Consider the following 21,084-nt stretch of genomic DNA (forward strand, 5'->3'; position numbering starts at 1 on the left):
CTCATAAAAAAACAGAGCACTTAGGCTCTGTTTTTTCAAATATTTCAAGTTGTGCGTATTAACCGAAACGACCTGTAATATAGGCTTCAGTTAACTGATGATCTGGCTGAGTGAAGACTTTCTCGGTTGAGTTCACTTCAATCAAGTCACCTAAATGGAAGTAAGCGGTACGGTCTGATACACGTGCAGCCTGCTGCATTGAGTGCGTCACAATCGCAATCGTATACTGCGTTGAAAGCTCAGAAATAAGCTCTTCCACTTTCGCTGTTGCAATCGGGTCAAGCGCTGAACATGGCTCATCCATCAGAATCACTTCTGGACTTACCGCAATGGTACGTGCAATACATAAACGCTGCTGCTGACCACCCGACAAGCCCGTGCCCGGTTGATTTAAACGGTCTTTGACTTCATCCCAAAGACCCGCTTTACGTAAGCTGTTTTCTACAATTTCTTCTAAGTCATACTTATCACGTGCTAAACCATGCAGTTTAGGGCCATAAGCCACGTTATCAAAAATTGACTTTGGGAATGGGTTTGGTTTCTGGAATACCATACCTACTTGAGCGCGAAGCAACACCACATCGAGGTTTGGGTCATAAATATCTTGATTATCCAACATCACTTTACCCGTCACACGACAGCTATCAATGGTGTCGTTCATACGGTTCAAAGTACGTAAGAAGGTCGATTTACCGCAGCCCGATGGCCCAATAAATGCAATCACTTCATTTTCGTAGATATTCAGATCAATCCCTTTAATCGCTTCAGCTTCGCCATAGTAAACATGTACATCTGAAGTGCTGAGTTTGACTTGTCCTTGTGCCTGATCTTTCTTAGCAGAAGTCTGTGTATCAAACTGCGACACAAAAGAAGTACCCTGCTGACCTGAGGTCGTATTCGGGTTTGTAAATTGAGTGTGTTCTTGATTCACTGTTTGATCCTGATCTAAGGAATTTTTAACAACGGTATTCATATTTTGCCCTCACTTACCAACGGACTTCAAATTTCTTACGTAACCAAATTGCAATACTGTTCAGTCCAATCATCATTGCAAGCAGAACAATAATCGCAGCCGCTGTACGTCCTTCGAAGAAGTTACGCAGCTCATTACCTTGCCACAAGAAAATCTGTACAGGTAAAGCACTCGATTGATCAAATGGAGTTGTAGGTACACTTGCAACAAATGCACTCATACCAATTAATAACAGCGGTGCAGTCTCACCTAATGCTTGTGCTACACCAATAATTGCACCCGTTAGAATCCCCGGTAGTGCAAGTGGTAAAACGTGATGGAATACGGTTTGTACACGTGAAGCACCTAGCCCTAAAGCGGCCTGACGAATTGATGGTGGTACAGCTTTCAACGATGCACGTGTCGTAATAATCACCGTTGGTAAAGTCATTAAGCTAAGCACTAAACCACCGACCAATGGCGCAGAAAGCGGTAAATGCATCCAGCCAATAAAGATCGCAGCACCGAGCAAACCAAAAACAATCGATGGTACAGCCGCAAGGTTGTTAATGTTGACTTCAATGACGTCAGTGATCCAGTTTTTAGGTGCAAATTCTTCAAGATAAATTGCAGATGCCACACCAATTGGAATCGAAATAATGATCACAATCAGCATCATGAACAGCGACCCCATGAATGCCCCTGCTAAACCTGAAGTTGCAGGAGAACTACGAGAGTCTGGACTGACAAAGATGTTGGTATTGAAAGTATTTTCCATTACCCCTGAAGCTTTCATTTCATCGGCAAGTTGACGAACTTCTGGGCTCAACTGTTGCTGTTCATCAGGCAAACTACGGTCAATATTTCCTGCGAGCCACACATCAACGTTTGCATCGGCAAGCACTTTAATGTCTTCTTTTTTACCGACCAATGATGGATCTTTCATCACCATATCACGTAAGCGATACGCTTCCGAACTGGTGTACAAAGAAGCCAAATCATCTCGTTTAGAAGCAAGTGCTGGGTCTTTTGCAATCATGGCATTCACGATTAAAGCATCCCAATCCACCATGCCCATTTCAGTTTGCCAAGCAATAAAACGCTCCTCAAACTGCGCTGGAGATTCGCCTGCACGCTGTACAGGTTTTGCACCTGTCGTAATAATGGCAGGGTCAAAGTACACGGGTAAACTCATGCTACTTTGCCAAAAAGCAGGTAAACCTTTCGATAAAATACTGCCAAAAAGTAACGCGACAAAGAATAAACCTGCAATCACTGCCGAGAAACCAAAGAAACGAAAGGTTTTTTCTTTACGGTGACGTTTTGCCAATGAATTACTGATCGTTTGCTTACGCTTTTCTCGTAATTCTGCCGCATGTTGTGGATCAAATACTTGATCTGCTGTGCTATTAGAAGTCGTCATTAGTCGTATTGCTCACGATATTTACGCACGATGTACAGTGCAACAATGTTCAAACCAAGCGTAATTACAAAGAGGGTCAGACCTAGTGCAAATGCCACCAAAGCTTGCGGGCTTGCAAAGTCAGTATCACCGGTCAATTGGTTTACGATGGTAATGGTCACAGTTGAAATGGCTTCAAGTGGATTGGCATGCAATAAAGGACTATTCCCTGCTGCAAGCACCACAATCATGGTCTCACCGATGGCACGTGATGCTGCAAGCAAGAACGCGCCGATAATGCCTGGAAGTGCTGCTGGTATCACTACCTGACGAATGGTTTCAGACTTTGTCGCGCCTAAACCTAATGAACCATCACGTAATGAACGTGGCACCTGCGTGATAATGTCATCAGACAGCGATGAAACGAAAGGAATAATCATGATCCCCATGACGAAACCAGCAGTGAGTGCGCTAGTTGCGTTGATGTGTAAACCAACGGACTCACCAAGCATTTTAAAGAATGGACCAATGATCATCAGTGCAAATACACCGTAAACAATGGTTGGAATCCCTGCGAGCACTTCAATGGTTGGTTTTGCCCATGAGCGGAAACCAGAAGATGCATATTCAGCAAGATAGATAGCGATCATTAAACCTACAGGGACTGCAACCAAGAGTGCAATACCACTGACCATTAAGGTACCCCAAAGTAATGGCAGTAAGCCGTAGCTTCCTTCTGCATTACCAGAGGTACTAAAGCCTGGGTTCCATTCTGTACCGAAGAAAAAGTCGAGTGGACTCACAAAGTGGAAGAATCGCATCGCTTCGCTGAACATCGACATCACGATACCAATCGTGGTTAGAATCGCGACACCAGAACAGAGTGCAAGTGCAACATTAATGGTTTTCTCAACTTGGTTACGAGCGCGGAACTGAGTTGCAATGCGCTTTTTCGCAGCGACTAAACCTGCCAGTGCTGCACAAATCACCACTGCAATTTTTGCAAATGTACCAATGCTTTGAAACTTCGCTAGTTGCTCCGCTGCAGCAAGCTCATACGCGGCTGGTGTATCTGTTACACCAAAACCTGAGGCAATCGCTTCTACACGGTTAATCAACACATCCGTACTAGCAGCATCTAAGGTTGCAGCGACTTGTGCTGGCACGTGATTTAACACCACATGATTCAAAACATTTGGTTCAACAATATTCCAAACAATCAAAATTAAAAAAGCAGGGATACCACACCACAAAGCCACTAACGCACCGTAATACCCCGGACGTGAGTGTAATTTTGCAGAATTATTTCCCTTACCTGCTAAGTTACGGCTCTGACTTAAGCCCATTTGATAGGCTATGGCAATCAGTGCTAATAACACACCTATAAGTAGCAGATTCATGTATTCTCCACGGTTCTTTCAATTTTCATTATTTGAAAAAACTTAATCCTAGTAAAAAACGTCAAAGGTAGGACTTGCCTACCGTTGACTGTTTCTACGCTTAATTACTTAACCGCTTTGCCTGCTTTGAAGTTCGCAAGAACTGCTGCACGCTCTTTGTCTGACATTGAGATCAAACCAGCACGCTCAAGCTTAGAACCTTTACCTGATACTTTCTTGCTAATGAAGTATTCAGTGTATTCTTTTAAGCCTTTGATTGATTTCAAATGCTCACCCTTCACGTAGAAGAATAGTGGGCGAGAAACTGGATATGAACCATTCAAAATCGTCTTTTCAGATGGTGCAACATTGTTCACTGTCGCTACACGTAACTTGTCACGGTTTTGGTCATAGAAACCTAAACCAAACACACCCACTGCGCTAGGCGACGTTTTTAAGCGCGCCAAAGTTTCAGTGTAGTCACCCGCAATCTCAATCACTTTGCCGTCTTTACGGAAAGTTGAACATGCTTTCTTTTGTGCATCTTTATCCATTGCTTTGATTGCTGCATAAGTTTCACAGCCTGCATCAACCATTTTTTCTTGGAACACTTCACGTGTACCGTGGTTTGATGCTGGAATCACTAAAGTGATTGGTTCGTTTGGAAGGCTTTTGTCAATTTGGTTCCAACGTGTATATGGGTTTGCAACCATTTTACCGTTAGATGGTAACTGTGCTGCTAAAGCTGCATAGACGTGCTGTGGACGTAATTTGTATGCTGCTTTGCTTGCATTTGAAGCGAACACAATACCGTCATAACCAATTTTGATTTCGATCACTTGGTTGACACCAGCTTTCTTACAAGCAGCTAATTCTGTATCTTTAATTTTACGAGATGCATTTGCGATATCAATTGTGTTATCGCCCACACCATTACAGAACTGTTTTAAGCCACCTGAAGAACCGCCAGAACCAACAACTGGTGCTTTAAATTGTGGGAAAGTATTGCCAAACTCTTCAGCAACAATACTTGCATACGGTAAAACTGTTGAAGAACCTGCAATTTGAATTGTGTCACGAGCTGCGTTTGCCGTGGTTGCTACAGCTGCCCCAGAAACTACTACTGCAAGTGCGATATGGTTTAAGCGCATATTTGTTATCTCACATATTAAACATTTTGGAGTACGCCACTTTTTATTCAGTCTTGTACTTTTTTGGATAACTGCATTTTGATTTCAGAATATGACAAGCAAGTTACAGCATTGTGACACTTTCATGATGTTTATTTTTATTTGTCCATGATTCGTTACACTTTGTTCAATTTCACCCAGTTTAAACACCTAAAGAATTTTTCTTATTTCGATATAACGAGAGTGCGTAATTCATTTTACATCAATATCCTTTACGCTTTTATAAAAAATAAAACACATTTAGAATCAACATATAAAGCAAAAAAGAACTCCATAGACTTTGATTTCTTCAACATTGAATAGCCCTTCTAATCTATAAAAATTTGCGTATACCCATATGCAGAATCCATATAAATTTTCGCCATTTGTCCGAATTTCATAACCCATAAATGACAAATGAGTGGTGTCATATTTAGAAAATTGAGCGTCATTTAGGTCTTAATTTTTACCTTTTACCCCCATTTATTTCTTAGAAAATAGCATGCTCATCTCAAATACGAGAGCAAATCTATGACTTTTTAGACTCAGGTACCTTTCTTATTTTTAGAAATATTTGTCCGAATAATGGGTATTTCTGACGACACCGCTTTATTTTTTTCTAAAAGATAGCTCAAAGAAGGAGATTTTGGGCTTCTACTCCTCTTACTACCGCCTTAATCATTCATTTTTCGTAAGAAGCGTGACAAGTCATATGAGTGCGACATTTCCCATGACAGCTAGCCAAACACGTTTATTTGTCCTAATTTGCCTTGATTATGACAAGGACTTGCCTGTTGTAGAGGTCATACCTTTAACTTGAAAATTCGTGAATAAAATCAAAAGCCGGAATATTTAACTTTAGACTTAAGCATTGAAGCTCATTTTCCTGCAGATCCTATTGCAAATATCTGTCGAAAATTACTGCATAAAATGGGTCTGGCTTACTGGTTGCAGTAGTGCAAACTTATTGTGATTTTTCTAAATTTTGTAATAAATTATCCCAATATTTGACAACTTCTATAATTGAGTCGTGGAGAAATCTGAAACCTATTTTCTTCCCTAGATACTCTATTTCCTTATCAAATTTAATATATACGTAATTTGATTCTTGAAACATACCTGATGAAAAACCAGCTATAAAAATACCGTCATTACTTTCTGCTTTTATTTGATCTGTTGAATTTATGTTTTTAGGAATTTTATTATTTTCGTTACCTACCCTTAAAACACCATGTTTTGTGGCATTACAAACATCCCTTATTAATGCAACATCTGGACAGTATTCATAAATCTCTTCTTTCAGAAGCTTTTCAGTAATGGACCACTCATGATTTCTGTTTAACCGTATCGCCAAATAGTCTCGCATATGATCCAAGACAATTGCGGCTAAACGCCCCCTTCTTAAGTCAGATTTATGTTGAAGGAACTCCTCCACGGTAGGTTTAACAATAGTTAAGTAATATTCGAAAATATATTGTTCTTCTTTCATGACATTTAGCTTGCTTTTATCTTTTGCCCACGTAGGTATACATATAGTTTTATCACACATAAAAAAGGAGCTGATATCAGCTCCTTTTTTTAACACAAACAATCGATTAAGCAATTGCAGGTGTATAGGTTCCATCTGCGATTGGACCTTTGATACGATCCGCTTCTGCAAGGACAAGACCAAGCAGGTTCTTCACGTTATCTAAAGTCGCAACTGGACTTAAAGTCGTCATTTTCAATGATTGATTTTGACCCACTTTAGTGACACCAATATTCGCTTCACCACGTGCAAACAATTCATCTGCAACGTTTTGGTTTAAGGTATCAAGCAATTCTACTGGATAGCCTTCTGGAACCACACGGAACAATACAGATGCAAATTGTGGATCAACCAACATCTCTAAACCAGCAGTTGCATTGATATAATCAGCAACGTCACGAGTTAAAGTAACGCCGTGGTCAATCATAGAACCATACAGTTCTTCACCAAGCGCTTCAACAGTCATCCAAAGCTTCAACGCATCGAAACGACGTGTTGTTTGAAGTGACTTAGACACGAGGTTAGGCACGCCATGCTCTTCGTCATAAGCAGAGTTTAAATACTCAGCTTCATAGTGCATGAAACGATAATTCGCCTCGTCTTTTAGTAAGAACGCACCACAAGAGATGGTTTGGAAGTAATGCTTATGGAAATCCAGCGCAATTGAGTCAGAAAGCTCAATACCATCCAACATATCACGGTGATCATTCGATAGGATTAAAGCACCCCCCCACGCCGCATCGATGTGCATCCACGCGCCATATTTGTTGGTGATTTCACGAATTTGCTTCAGTGGATCAATCGCACCTGCATCGGTCGTACCCGCAGTTGCAACCACACACGCCACAATCTTACCTTCAGCTTGAAGGTGAGCCATGGTTTTTTCAAGTGCATCCACATCCATCTGTGCGTTCTGATTCACAGGAACGGTCACGACTGATTGGAAACCCATGCCCATCATCGCCATGTTCTTTTGCACAGAGAAGTGTGCATTTTCAGAACAAATGACTTTGACATTACGCATCGCATCGCCTGGCACGCCATCACGCTGTACAGACCACGGATTACCGTTTTCGTCTTTCCAGTTTTTCGCAATACATGCATCACGTGCAAGCAGTACACCCATCAAGTTTGACTGTGTACCACCAGAAGTGAACACACCAGCTTGACCTGCACCATAACCCACTTTTTGACGAAGCCAGTCAATCAACTGAACTTCCATCAATGAACCTGCAGGACTTTGATCCCAAGAATCCATCGATTGATTTGTTGCATTGATCAGTACTTCAGCAATTTGACTAGTCACCATAGTTGGACAGTGCAAATGCGCGAGCGAGTGCGGGTGATGGACTTTTAAGCTTTTGTTTAAGAAAAGCTCAACCATACGTTCAAGTGACTTTTGTACACCCAAACCCTCTTTAGAAGGATTAAATGCAATTGCACTGCGGAGCTCTTTGATGCTACCGCCCGTGTACATTTTGTCGTTTTGCAACCATGCTGCAACTGCTTTAGTCGCTTGGTCCATTGCTGACGAGTAGTCAGCAATAGATGCAGCATCATTGCAGAGTAACGCCTTACGGTGTTCTGCAAAATCAACCATGATTACGCGCCTCGAGTTGCAACAAGTGCTTCAGCAATTGCTTTCTTGAAGCGAGAAACCGCTTCAACACATTCATCATGAGTGATGATCAATGGGCAAAGTAAACGAATGACTGTACCGTTACGGCCGCCTTTTTCTAACAACAATTTGTTGTTAAAGCATGCCGCTTGAATCGCTGCTGCCAATTGACCATCTGCAGGTAAAGACCCCATATGATCTGCTGGTTTGCGTTCATCAACAATTTCAACACCAATCATCAAACCACGGCCACGCACGTTACCGATACATGGGAACTCTTGAGCAAGCTTTTTAAATTCAGCTTGTAAGAAATCACCACGTTCTTGTGCATTTTGCGCAAGGTTTTGTTCTTTGATGGTTTTGATCGTTGCAAGACCAGTACCCATTGCCAATTGGTTACCACGGAAAGTACCCGTATGACCTGCTGGCTGCCAAGCATCAAACTTACGTTTAATACCCAACACAGCAAGCGGTAAGCTACCACCAACAGCTTTAGACATCACCACTACGTCAGGTTCAATACCCGCATGTTCAAATGCGAACATTTTGCCTGAACGTGCAAAGCCTGCTTGAACTTCGTCAAGAATCAACACAATGTTGTGTTTTTCAGTCACTTCGCGGATTTTTTTCAACCATTTGGTTGGCGCTGTGACCACACCGCCTTCACCTTGAATTGCTTCAAGAATGACAGCAGCTGGCTTGGTTACACCACTTTCAACATCTTCAATGAAGTTTTCAAAGAAATACGTCAAAGCATCCACACCCGCTTCACCACCTAAACCAAGTGGGCAACGGTATTCATGCGGATACGGCATAAATTGAACGCCTGGCATTAAACCATTTACAGCATTTTTCGCAGACAGGTTACCTGTCATTGCAAGAGCGCCGTGCGTCATACCATGGTAACCACCAGAGAAACTAATCACTGTGCTACGACCGGTATACGTCTTCGCTAATTTAATTGCTGCTTCCGTGCCATCTGCACCAGATGGACCACAGAACTGTAGACAATACTCTTCCTTACCGCCTGGTAATTGTTCAAGTAATGCTTCAGTAAATGCATCTTTTAAAGGTGTCGTTAAATCCAAAGTATGTAAAGGAAGACCACTTGCAAGTGTATCTTGAATACTTTGAATTACCGCAGGATGATTATGGCCCAAAGCCAATGTTCCTGCCCCAGCTAAACAATCGAGGTACTCTGTACCTTCAACATCAGTAACCCAGCAGCCTAATGCTTTGGCTATCGCTAACGGTAATTTCCGTGGATAGCTACGAACATTGGATTCCATCTGACTTTGGCGAGTCAAATAGTATTCGTTAGTAGTATTAGTGGCAGGGTTTACAGAAGAAACGCTCATATCGAATTACCATCTCTGATATGGGTTGAAAGAAATAAGTCGGGTGACTTTTGGTCCTTTGACTCGGCGCTTTATAAATCTAGTCAGATAGCGTTTGGATACTTCATAACTAGGAGGCGGATGATACAGAAATTTTCAATAAAATAAACAGCTTTTGGACATTATCTGCCAGAAATTTACTAAAAAAATATATCATGCCAAACCATAGCTTAAATTATCCTCTTATAGTGTGACAACGTAAAGAAAAGCCGATGAATTTATTTATTTTTCAACTTCGCCACAAAAATTCAAAATACTCACCTTGGTTGAAAAATAAGTTTTTGAAATAAATAGATTTATCTAGGTTTTTCTGAAAAATATTTTATACCTTTTTTTTACAATCGAACCACAATATTTTCGCAAATTCACCACAAATTGGCTTTAAGCTTTTTACAAATGTTGCAAAACTCCTCCTAAATAAAAAAGGAATAAAAATGCGTCAATTCTTCATCCCAGCAATCGCGCTTAGTGCTTTATTTAGCTCAGCAGTTTTTGCTCAGTCTGAGAACCAATTGAACTACAATATTGTCAATGTTCAGGCCGAGGCAACACGCCAAGTATCTAATGATTTAATGAATGCAACACTTTACATTGAACGTAGTAACAAACAACCTGCCGAACTCGCTACACAAATTACGCAGCTGATGAATCAAGCCACAGCTTTAGCTCGTAAATATCCAAGCGTAAAAGTCGAAACAGGTTCTCAAACCACCTACCCAATTTACAACGATGACAACCAAAAGTTAAAAGAATGGCGTGGTCGTGCTGAAATTAATTTAGAAAGTACCGACTTTAAAGCGGCGAGCCAGTTGATTGGTGAACTACAGCAGAACTTCCAAACGCAGTCAATCGGCTTTAGTGTGTCCGACACACAACGTAAGAAAGTGGAAAATGAGCTGATTGTTGAAGCATCGAAAAACTTTCAACAGCGTGCACAATCATTAGCACAAGCATGGAGTAAGTCAGGTTATAACTTGGTTAACTTAAACATTAATACCAGCAACTACTACCCTCGCCCAGTCATGATGCGTGCAGAAAGTGCAAAATTTGCAGCAGCTGATGCACCAATGCAAGATGTAGCTGGCGGTGAATCTAAAATCACTGTGAATGCAAATGGTACTGTTCAACTTAAATAACAGATTTCATTCAAATTCATCTAAAAAGCCATGTTAAACATGGCTTTTTTATTGTGTGATCCATTAAGAAGACTTTAATTCGCCTATTAATTTTAGCGTTTTAATTGCAATAAGTGATAATGGTTATTATTTAATTTCATCAAAGTTCAGCATATGATAGCCGCGCTATTTATTATGGATTGCGCACAAAAGAATGATTTCATCACGTCTTCATCTGCAGGATCGCAGATTATTTAAAGCCAAACAACTCAGTATTGCGATTGGGCTTTCTATGAGCTGTTTGACCTATGCACAAGCAGAAGAACTCACGGAAGCAACGAGCAGCAATGTACTTCCGACTATCAAACTTGAAGCACAAGGCAACTGGTTAGAAGATGCCAATGCAGAGAAAGTGCAAAAGCATGCAGGCGCTCGTACGATTATTACTCGCAATCGCTTAGATGAAGTTGCTGCGACTTCAATTAAAGATGCCCTGAAGCAAGTACCTGGTGTTCAAGTCCAAGAAAATAATGGTACTGGTGGTAGTGATGTTTCACTCAATATTGGGGTCCGTGGTTTAGCCTCTCGTTTATCTCCTCGCTCTACAGTACTGCTTGATGGTGTCCCGCTATCATTTGCACCTTATGGACAACCTCAGCTTTCTCTAGCACCGGTATCCTTAGGCAATATTGAATCTGTGGATGTGGTTCGTGGTGCAGGTTCTGTACGTTTTGGACCGCAGAACGTTGGCGGTATCATTAATTTTGCAACTCGCGCGATTCCTCAAGAGTTTGCAGGTAATGTCAGCCTAACGACCGAATATGCTTCGGGTACAGATCAAGTTAAATACAGCCCGAACCTATTTGTAGGCGGAACCTTAGATAATGGTTTAGGCCTTGCTCTGCTTTATTCGGGCACAAAAGGTGATGGCTACCGTGAAGCCAATAATAAAACTGACATTGATGATGTCATGTTAAAAACGGCCTATCAAATTACAGATGCGGATGCGATTGCCTTAAACCTACATCACTATGAAGGTTATGGTGAAATGCCTGAAGGCTTAACTGCCGAAAAATATGCACAAAACCCTTATCAGTCAAATAAGTCACGTAATTATTTCTCTGGTCGCCGCTCAGATGTGTCATTCCGCTATACACATCAAGATGAAAAAACAACTTTGAATTGCTGACCTATTATATTGACTCATTTCGCACGAGTGACTTAGAGACAGATGTTAGTGCAACGACTTCGCGTATGGATACCTCTCCACGCGACTATAAAGTTTTTGCCATTGAACCGCGCTGGTCTCGTGCATACCAATTAGGTAACTCAAATAGCGAATTTACTATCGGCTATCGTTATTTAGATGAAGATAGTTCTGAGTTCTCAGGTCGCTCATCGACATATGCATTGAATGCACCTGTCACCGAAATTAAAGCACGTACCACGAGTGAAGGTGGCACTAAAGCACATGCGATTTATGCAGATAACCGCTTCGATTTAGGTAACTGGGTCATCACACCGGGACTACGTTTTGAATCAATTGAAACACATAACAATTTTACTGCCTATAACCAAGGCGTAGCAGTTAATACCGTTTCACCCCAAATTGATTCAGATGAGTTTTTACCCAGCCTATCGGTTATGTATAAAGCGACAGACAATTGGAACATTTTTGCCAATGCGGGCGTTTCATTCGGCCCACAGCAATACAACCAATTGGCACGTTTAGAAGGTGGTATTGCACAAAGTACAACTGATGGCTTGCATCCTGAAAAGTCCAATAACTATGAAATTGGTACAAAGTATCTAGGCAATGGTCTAAATGCAGAATTAACCGCGTTTTATTTAGACTTCAAAAAAGAGTTAATTTTAGAACGTGATGCCCAGAACAATGGCATTTGGACAGACTTAGGCGCAACCAGCCACAAAGGTGTAGAACTTGGTCTGGCTTATGACTTTGCTTATTTGACCGATGCGCTTGAGGGCTTAAAACTCTATAGCAACTACACCTTCACCAAAGCTGTGGCTGAAGCAGGTGACTTTGAAGACAAAGACCTCCCATTCTATTCCCGTCATACCGCCAATATCGGTTTAGGTTATAAGATAGATCAATGGAGCGTTAATGCCGATATGTTTGCTCAATCTAAGCAACATTCACCAGAAAACCAAGAATCAGGGATTTATCAAACTGTAGAATCGGCTGATGGAAAATTAGGTGATATCCCAGGTTATTCCACTTTTGCCGTGCGTACAGCCTATGACTTTGGTGAGCAATTTCACGGTTTAAAAATCGCGGGTGGCGTTAAAAACGTGTTTGATAAACAATATTTCACACGTTCTACTGACTCAACAGGCGGAAAATATGTAGGACAACCACGTACCTTCTACCTTCAAACGTCATTTGATTTTTAAAACTGAAAGCCAATTCGTTCAACTACATTGAACTAGTAAAAAAGACTACATTTTTGTGGTCTTTTTTATTTTAACAATATGACAAAATTATGACTCTCTTTCGTACTTGATAAACACAATCCACTTTCATGACTCTTTCAGAACTTAATTTATCGCTTTTTTCATGGATTAATGCTTCTCCTGAAGCCAGTAATACCAGCATTCATTTTGCCATATTCATCGCCAATGACCTGCTCTATTGCATGATTTTACTGTTTGCTTGGTTTTGGCTACGTGGTAACTACGACACTAAAAAACAGATATTGAAGGCGTTTATTTTTACCAGCATTGCCATTTTGATCAGCCAATGTATTTCTCATGTGTATTATCACCCGCGGCCTTTTGTCATGGAGGTCGGACGCACTCTCATTTACCATGCACCCAATGGCTCTTTCCCAAGTGACCATATGTTGATTTTTAGCAGTATCGCCTTTTCTTATCTATTCTCTGCGCAGCGTAAACTGGGAATTTTTCTCTTGATTATGGCTTGGCTGGTTGCATGGTCACGTGTCTATCTTGGTGTGCACTTCCCTTTAGATATGCTCGGGGCTTTTCTATTGGCTTTTGCCTTAAACTTCTTTGGATTAAAGCTTTGGAATCTCTATAAAGATAAAATCATGCAATGGGCACTCACCCTTCACTTTTACTTATTTAAGCCCCTCATTCAAAAAGGCTATATCAAATAACTTTTGCTTCAAAACAAAAAATCCCGCTCGAAAGCGGGATTTTTAATGCATTTAAATCAGTAGATCGCCATGTGGTTTCGATGAATCATCTCAAGTGAACGTGCTTCACCTAGAACTTGGTGAACTTTATCTGACGCCAAGCCCTTCACCAGCTCCGCAGAGCGTGAACTAAAGTTGACACGTCCGACCGCAACACGGCCACCTTGGATATCAACACATTCAACCACGTCACCGCGTTCAAAATGCCCTTCCACAGCTTTCACGCCAACCGGAAGTAAACTACGATGATTGTCTTTAATCGCTTTGACAGCACCATCATCCAACACCAAACGCCCCGCAGTTTGTAAGTGAGCCGCCAACCACTGTTGATGAGCAGTAATGCGGTCATTGTCAGTAATAAACAATGTCCCAAGCATTTCCCCATTCATCAAACGTGCAAGCACATTATCACTTTCGCCACTGGCAATCAGCGTTGGACAGCCAGACTTTGCAGCCAAGCGTGCAGCACGAACTTTGGTCAACATACCACCACGGCCAAACTTACCGCCACCGCCAGCCATATCAAACAAGCTCTCATCTAGAGCACGCACAGTATGGAACAATTTAGCGTCTGGATTTGAACGTGGGTCTGAGTCGAACATACCCTGCTGGTCTGTCAAAATAATTAACAAATCTGCATGGACTTGACCTGCAACCATCGCAGCAAGCGTGTCATTGTCACCAAAGCGAATTTCATCGGTCGAAACCGTGTCATTCTCGTTGATTACAGGAATGACATGCCATTCAATCAAGTTCTGTAAAGCGTCACATGAGTTCAAATAACGACGACGGTCTGCCAAGTCATCATGGGTTAATAACACTTGCGCAGTCTGAATGTGATGTTTTTCAAGCACACTTGACCACGTATGAATAAGGCCCATCTGACCAATGGCAGCACACGCCTGAAGACTAGGTAGATCGGTGGGTCGACTGTCTAGCTTCATACGAACCATACCTTCAGCCACAGCTCCTGACGACACCAGAATAATCTCATGTCCGGCATTGTGTAGATCTGCAATTTGTTTCGCCCAATGCGAAATTGCATCTATATCTAAACCTTGCCCATTTGCTGTGAGTAAAGATGATCCGATTTTAACAACGATTCGTTTACAAGCTTCGAGCTTACGTTGCCCATCTACCACTTCTATCATCTTGTCCTCAGTTACTCATTACGAGCTTAACGTACGTAAAACACTTCCATTTCGCCGTCATCTTCATCATCGTCTTCATCATCATCAGCCAACAGGCCAGCAAGACGTTGTTGGCGACGCATTTCACGATATGCTTCTTTAGCGGCAATAGTTTGTTCGCGTGTTTCAGCTTCAAGCTGCTCACGGAATGCTTTCACTTCTGCTGCATAATCAGGATCTTCAAGCTCACGTTCACGTTGTTGCTCAATTTGATCCATCAGGTAATACACAACTGGTTTTGTCCCTTCAGACATCAAACCTGAAGTTTTAAATACAGGGCCATCCCACTGCATTTCATCTAAAATATGCTGACACCATTCATCACGCGTATCGTCTGCAAGTTGGTCAACTTTGTTTAACACTAGAACGATAGGTAACTTTGAAAGTGTCGGAGAGAATTTCTCCAATTCACCCAAGATCGCTTTTGCATTGTATGCAGGATCAGAACCATCAATCGGCTGAACATCCACAATGTGAAGCAAAATACGCGTACGCGCCAAGTGCTTTAAGAAACGAATACCCAGACCCGCACCTTCTGACGCCCCTTCGATCAAGCCAGGAATATCCGCCATAACAAATGAACGGTGACTGTCTGCATCGACCACACCAAGGTTTGGAACCATCGTAGTAAACGGGTAGTCTGCAACCTTAGGTTTTGCTGCTGATACAGCACGAATAAACGTCGATTTACCTGCGTTTGGCATACCCAGTAAGCCAACATCGGCTAGTACTTTTAGCTCTAAGCGAATTTCACGGAATTCGCCTTTAAAACCGTGGGTACACTTACGTGGCGAACGGTTCGTCGATGATTTGAAGTGAGTATTACCCAAACCGCCATCACCACCCGCTGCGACAAGCACACGCTGACCACTTTCAACCAAGTCGCCAATAATGTCACCTGAGTCAGTATCAACAATGGTTGTACCTACAGGAACCTTTAATACGGTGTCTTCACCACCACGGCCTGCGCAGTTCGCGCCACGACCATTTTTAGCTCGTTCCGCACGGAAACGGCGAGTATAACGGAAGTCTACAAGGGTACTGGTATTATCATCAGCTTCGATAAATATGCTACCACCACGACCACCATCACCACCGTCTGGACCACCAAAAGGTACGAATTTTTCACGGCGAAAACTGGCTACGCCATTGCCACCGTCGCCAGCCTCTACGGTAATGACTGCTTCATCAACAAAGCGCATGCTGCCAATCCTCTAAATACTTTAAAACCGCATATTCTGCCATATTTTACAAAATTTCTCGAATAGAATTATTGAGCGAAACATGAAATTTAGTGACAAATCACTTAAAAACGTGCATTTAGCTCTTTTTCTCTTGATTTTCTTCAGTTTTGTACCTGAAAACAATCAACCTAATCCCATGCTCAACTTACATAAATTAAGCAGCATATACTCTGTTACAAGCAAATCTATGACTTTTTGTGAAACCTATAACTCACTTAATTCAAACCATTTATTCTACTTATTTTGATGTTAAGTCATTATTTTAAAGCTGAGACTCGCTCTTTATTTTCCAAGATCTCAGGCAAACTTTTTTCAATCCATCCAATTAGATACATGGTTTTTTCGGCCGCTTGAGAGCCCAGTATCGTCAATTGATACTCAACTTTAGGTGGAACTACAGGATAAACTGTCCGTAAAATAAAACCATCTTGCTCAAGTGTTTTAAGGGTTTGAGAAAGCATTTTCTCACTCACCCCTTCTATACGCTGTCTCAATTCACTAAAACGGTGTACGCCATCACTCAAACAACGCAACACCAGTACTGACCATTTGCTCGTAAGATGTTCCAATATGTCACGAGATGGGCACTCAGTGGATAAAACTTGACCTAATAGTTTGCTTGTTGCATAGGTGTGCATCATTTCTCTCCATTTGGTTTATTACTTACTTTTTGGTACGTACTTTCATTTAGTAAGTTATCAGATTAAGATAAAACCATCAAGTACAGAAAACAACCAATATAGGTGACTTATGAAAATTGCAATCACAGGTGCAACAGGCCAATTGGGTTCTATTGTGATAGAAAAACTTTTACTACAAACTGAGGCCAACAACATTGTTGCGCTTGTGCGAAACCCAGCCAATGCGACACATCTCACAGCACAAAATATTGAAGTGCGTGAGTTTGACTATGACCGACCTGAAACTTTAGTCCCTGCTCTATCAGGTATAGATAAATTATTACTCATTTCTGCAAATGAAGTCGGTCGCCGTACACCTCAGCACAAGGCAGTGATTGATGCTGCAAAAGTGGTCGGTGTTCCTTATCTTGCTTATACTAGCTTACTACGTGCAGATACATCGCCACTCGGCTTAGCCCAAGAACACCGTGAAACTGAAAAACTGATTCAAGATAGTGGACTACGCTACACCTTCTTAAGAAATAACTGGTATAGCGAAAACTACCTTGCAGGTGTTGCTCACACCATTGAAATTGGGACGCTTTTTGGAGCAGCTCAAGATGGTCGCATTAGCTCGGCATCACGCATAGATTATGCTGAAGCTGCAGCGAGAGTCTTAACGTCAACTGTCCATGATAATCAAACCTATGAACTAGCAGGTTCACAAAGCTTTAGCCTCTCAGAGCTTGCAACATTGATTGGTCAAGCAGCGAGTAAAACCATTAATTATCAAAACCTAAGTGCGGAAGAATACACTCAAGGCCTAATTCAGGCGAGCTTACCTGCTGGCTTAGTTGAGGTCATCGTTGATGCAGACATTCAAACTATACAAGGTGCAATGTATAGTGACAGTCAAGACCTAGAACAATTGATTGGACGTAAAACTACGAACATTCAAGATGCGATCAAAGCTGCACTTTAAGCCACCCTTTTAATCTTCACATGAAAACACCACCAATGATTGGTGGTGTTTTCTTTATGGATGAATATTCTTCACAGGTAGTGTCATATTCATCTCCAAGTTCGCTGTCGTACTTCGCTCTATGTTGTACATGGTGGCATTGAAGCTTGCTATTTTGCGCATAGTCATTGGGTCATTCAAATTTAACTGTGGCGCAAACTGATGCAACACATGCAGTCGTACTTGCTCATCAAACTCAAAATAGACCAAACCATTAAACATAATTTTGATTGGGATCTGATAGTCCCCCTTTAAATGAAATGGTATAGCCAGCTTAATCGGAATATCTAAAGTGAGTGGAAACTTAGGCAATAGTTTATTTTGATAAATTAGATCTGTAGTTGTCTCCAACGGCATGTTCTCATCAATGAGCACCTCAGTTTGATAATCAACAGATACTGAAACGGGTACTTCTACTCCAAACTCTAAATTTGCCAAATATTTCCCAGTCAAAGGTAAAGGTTGATTTTTTGATCGATTTTCAGTTGCGTATCCAAAGTCCCAACGGATTGGGTTTCTAAATAATTACCCACTTGGATTTTTGTCGGTAAGGAGTCTGATAGTTGAATTTGGGCTTCACTCGCAGACACTTGCATACTGGCTTGAATATTCAGGTACAACCAAAACAGCGCACCCACTAAAATTACAACGCACACAAAACTCAGTATAAGCCGCTTCGCAGACTGGAATATCCACATACTCCCTCCTATGGCTTCACGTGTTCTTGAGGTAGAGGTTTTTCACGCAGTAATTGCAAGCTATTAAGTGGAATTTTCAACTCACCCTGCTTGATTTCAATTGGTAATGTATTTTGCACATCCACCGAAGCTTTCAATGCCGTTTTAATTGGAACGTTTAAATGGCCCTGTATTGGAATATTGGTCTTAACCACTCTATTGACTGGAATATGTAGGTTTTCTTTCAGCACGGTTTTCACAGGTGCATCAAATTTGAGGTGTACCTGCTGTTCAAGTGGCACATCGATATGAATCGGCACATCCAACTGAATAGGAATATTGCCTTTTAAAGGCAAAGTCACATCTCGCCCCATGACTTTCACTTGTACCTTGGTATCTACAGGCATACTCTGATTAATTTTCAAGGTTTAACGCACTGGAATGGTGGTTTTAATCAGAACCTAATTATCAAAATATACCTGTGGAGTCAGTGTTTGGGTCAGGGGAATATTCAGGTTTTCACGAATTGGAATTTCTGCATTGACGCACCCTGTGACATCCACATCTAAGGCATCATGAATTTTAACCTCAGCTTGTAAAGGCTCTTGCAGATCAATACTGACTTTTGATTTTCTAATGGAATATAAATATTAAAGTGTTTAAATATCCAAATAGCGATGAATACACCACAGATGATTGCTAACACAATAAATACCAATCCACTGAGCAGGTGTTTCACTTGCAAAGTCAAATTCCTTTTTTATTTTGATTCTTCATCTGACAAGCCTAATCCTTTTGTCAGCCCAGTCTGTTTACAGGTTATTCCAACCCGACTCGATAAATATATAAATGTCTATTTCGATAAAAACGTTCCAATTATTCTAAGTAAATAAGTCAGAATTAAGCATTGGCAACTCTTACCATGAAATTCAATACTTATGCCAATCCTGACATATATGTACAAATTTTATAAATCAGCAAGTAAAAAAAGAGCCTCATATGAGGCTCTTTTTGATCACTACTACAAATTATGCATTTGTTTCAGTAGGAATTTTAGGATAGCTTACGCCACCCATTTGCTCTGCAATACGTAATACTTGGCAGCTATAACCTACTTCGTTATCGTACCAAACATACGCAGTTAAACGGTTGCCCGAAGTAATGGTTGCTTGCGCATCAAATACACCAGCAGTACGCGAACCGATAAAGTCAGATGATACAACTTCAGTCGAGTTTGTATAACCGATCTGACCTTGAAGGCTAGAGCTGATTGAAATTTTACGAATGTATTCGTTCACTTCATCACGATCAACTTCTTTATCTAAAGTTAAGTTCAAAATCGCAAGTGAAACGTTTGGTGTTGGAACACGTACAGAGTTACCTGTCAGTTTACCTTGAAGTGCTGGAAGTGCTTTAGCAACCGCTTTAGCCGCACCAGTTTCAGTAATTACCATGTTCAATGTTGCAGCACGACCACGACGGTCTGCTTTATGGTAGTTGTCGATTAAGTTCTGGTCGTTTGTGAACGAGTGAACTGTTTCAACATGACCATTCAACACTGTGTATTTGTCATGCAAAACTTTAAGTGTTGGTGTAATTGCGTTGGTTGTACAGCTTGCAGCAGAGATAATGGTATCTTCATCAAGAATATCTGCTTGGTTCACACCAAATACAACGTTCTTCATGTCGCCTTTACCTGGTGCAGTCAAGATCACACGTGCAGCACCTGGACACTTAAGGTGTTGAGCAAGACCTTCAGCATCACGCCATTTACCTGTGTTGTCGATCACTAACGCATTGCTAATACCATAATCGGTATAATCAACTTCAGTTGGGTTCGACGCATAAATCACTTTGATGAATTGACCGTTTGCAATGATTGCTTCGTTTTCTTCATCAACAGAAATCGTACCAGAGAATGGACCATGGATTGAGTCACGGCGTAATAAAGATGCACGTTTTTCCAAATCACCATCAGATGACTTACGAACCACAATCGCTTTTAGGTTCAAACCACGTCCAAGACCAGACTGACCAATCATTAAACGTGCAAGAATACGACCGATACGACCAAAACCATAAAGAACAACGTCACGACCTTCTACTGAAGTCGCACGACCTTCTACTGATTTAACAGCTGCTGCAACAAATGCATCAACATCACCACCTTGCTCTTTAAAAGCAACGGCTAATTTGCCTAGATCAATTTCAGCAGTACCAATATTTTCAATTTTAGCCAACGCTTCAAGAATTGGGAACGTGTGTACAACTGAAAGCTCAACGTCCATCATACGAGTGAAACGGTGCGCTTTTAAAATTTGGATAACTGAACGGTTAACTAAAGAACGTCCAAACACTGAAACCACAATATTTTTTTCACGGTAAAGCTGACCGATCAAAGCGATCATTTGTTCCGCGATTTCTTCACGGTTTTTCCAGCGACCTTGGTGTTCTGCGTGTAGGGCGATGATAGTCTCTTTGCTCACAGATACGTCCTCTAATTAATTTAATCTAAGCGTAAATTTTAAAACCCAACAATTGTAAAGGATTTAGCGCCAAGTTTGAATCGAAAGCTGCAAATGCATGATGTTTT

At 41.3% G+C, this 21,084-nt stretch carries 14 protein-coding genes and 3 pseudogenes; 4 read left to right on the top strand and 13 right to left on the bottom strand.

From position 1 onward, the window contains the following. Positions 1-58: 58 nt before the first annotated feature. The 7 genes from pstB to F986_RS07365 all read right to left on the bottom strand — a co-directional run bounded on the left by pstB (position 59) and on the right by F986_RS07365 (position 9,406). Complete coding sequence (gene pstB / locus F986_RS07335; RefSeq protein ID WP_004693593.1) at positions 59-973, bottom strand: phosphate ABC transporter ATP-binding protein PstB; 915 nt, start codon at positions 971-973, stop codon at positions 59-61. A gap of 13 nt (positions 974-986) precedes the next feature. Then, positions 987-2,375: a phosphate ABC transporter permease PstA gene (pstA, locus tag F986_RS07340; RefSeq protein ID WP_004693595.1), complete on the bottom strand. Its 1,389-nt coding sequence runs from the start codon at positions 2,373-2,375 to the stop codon at positions 987-989. Then, positions 2,375-3,754, bottom strand: coding sequence for a phosphate ABC transporter permease subunit PstC (gene pstC / locus F986_RS07345; protein ID WP_004693596.1), 1,380 nt, complete (start codon positions 3,752-3,754; stop codon positions 2,375-2,377). Before pstC ends, pstA begins: the two co-directional genes overlap by 1 nt. Before the next feature lie 104 nt (positions 3,755-3,858). Continuing rightward, positions 3,859-4,884, bottom strand: a complete 1,026-nt coding sequence (locus F986_RS07350) for a substrate-binding domain-containing protein (RefSeq protein ID WP_004693599.1) — start codon at positions 4,882-4,884, stop codon at positions 3,859-3,861. A gap of 982 nt (positions 4,885-5,866) precedes the next feature. Next, positions 5,867-6,526: a hypothetical protein gene (locus tag F986_RS07355; protein WP_004693601.1), complete on the bottom strand. Its 660-nt coding sequence runs from the start codon at positions 6,524-6,526 to the stop codon at positions 5,867-5,869. Then, entirely contained in the window at positions 6,498-8,030 is a 1,533-nt protein-coding gene (locus F986_RS07360) for a pyridoxal phosphate-dependent decarboxylase family protein (RefSeq protein WP_004693604.1), read from the bottom strand. The genes F986_RS07355 and F986_RS07360 overlap by 29 nt, the downstream gene beginning before the upstream one ends. A 2-nt stretch (positions 8,031-8,032) precedes the next feature. Further along, positions 8,033-9,406 carry a diaminobutyrate--2-oxoglutarate transaminase gene (locus F986_RS07365; protein WP_004693606.1) on the bottom strand — a complete coding sequence of 458 codons (1,374 nt, stop codon included), beginning with the start codon at positions 9,404-9,406 and terminating at the stop codon, positions 8,033-8,035. Positions 9,407-9,879: 473 nt separating this feature from the next. Between F986_RS07365 and F986_RS07370 the strand changes: the two genes are divergently transcribed. The 3 genes and pseudogenes from F986_RS07370 (at position 9,880) to F986_RS07380 (ending at position 13,700) form a co-directional block, all read left to right on the top strand. Next, a complete protein-coding gene (locus F986_RS07370; protein WP_004693610.1) occupies positions 9,880-10,581 on the top strand; it encodes an SIMPL domain-containing protein in 702 nt (233 codons plus the stop codon). Positions 10,582-10,774: 193 nt separating this feature from the next. Then, positions 10,775-12,975 (top strand): annotated as a pseudogene (locus F986_RS07375) (TonB-dependent receptor family protein). Positions 12,976-13,103: 128 nt separating this feature from the next. Continuing rightward, positions 13,104-13,700 (top strand): phosphatase PAP2 family protein, encoded by a 597-nt coding sequence (locus F986_RS07380; RefSeq protein WP_004693616.1) that lies wholly within the window; start codon positions 13,104-13,106, stop codon positions 13,698-13,700. Between the two features lie 56 nt (positions 13,701-13,756). On the opposite strand, the gene proB is transcribed toward F986_RS07380, so the two are convergent. The 3 genes from proB to F986_RS07395 all read right to left on the bottom strand — a co-directional run bounded on the left by proB (position 13,757) and on the right by F986_RS07395 (position 16,811). Then, positions 13,757-14,890 (bottom strand): glutamate 5-kinase, encoded by a 1,134-nt coding sequence (gene proB / locus F986_RS07385; RefSeq protein WP_004693618.1) that lies wholly within the window; start codon positions 14,888-14,890, stop codon positions 13,757-13,759. A gap of 26 nt (positions 14,891-14,916) precedes the next feature. Beyond that, positions 14,917-16,131: an Obg family GTPase CgtA gene (cgtA, locus tag F986_RS07390; RefSeq protein ID WP_004693620.1), complete on the bottom strand. Its 1,215-nt coding sequence runs from the start codon at positions 16,129-16,131 to the stop codon at positions 14,917-14,919. 299 nt (positions 16,132-16,430) lie between these two features. Further along, complete coding sequence (locus tag F986_RS07395; RefSeq protein WP_004693624.1) at positions 16,431-16,811, bottom strand: winged helix-turn-helix transcriptional regulator; 381 nt, start codon at positions 16,809-16,811, stop codon at positions 16,431-16,433. Between the two features lie 112 nt (positions 16,812-16,923). Between F986_RS07395 and F986_RS07400 the strand changes: the two genes are divergently transcribed. Then, complete coding sequence (locus F986_RS07400; protein ID WP_004693626.1) at positions 16,924-17,775, top strand: SDR family oxidoreductase; 852 nt, start codon at positions 16,924-16,926, stop codon at positions 17,773-17,775. A 54-nt stretch (positions 17,776-17,829) separates the two neighbouring features. On the opposite strand, the pseudogene F986_RS07405 reads toward F986_RS07400, so the two are convergent. From F986_RS07405 to F986_RS07415, 3 genes and pseudogenes are all read right to left on the bottom strand, one after another. Continuing rightward, positions 17,830-18,512 (bottom strand): annotated as a pseudogene (locus F986_RS07405) (hypothetical protein). Positions 18,513-18,520: 8 nt separating this feature from the next. Beyond that, positions 18,521-19,236: pseudogene (locus tag F986_RS07410) on the bottom strand (MFS transporter). A gap of 283 nt (positions 19,237-19,519) precedes the next feature. After that, the gene (locus F986_RS07415) at positions 19,520-20,977 is read right to left on the bottom strand and encodes a glyceraldehyde-3-phosphate dehydrogenase (RefSeq protein ID WP_004693633.1); all 1,458 of its coding nucleotides are present in this window, start codon (positions 20,975-20,977) and stop codon (positions 19,520-19,522) included. Positions 20,978-21,084 lie beyond the last annotated feature (107 nt).

The sequence above is a fragment of the Acinetobacter johnsonii CIP 64.6 genome (assembly GCF_000368045.1).
Lineage (GTDB): Bacteria > Pseudomonadota > Gammaproteobacteria > Pseudomonadales > Moraxellaceae > Acinetobacter > Acinetobacter johnsonii.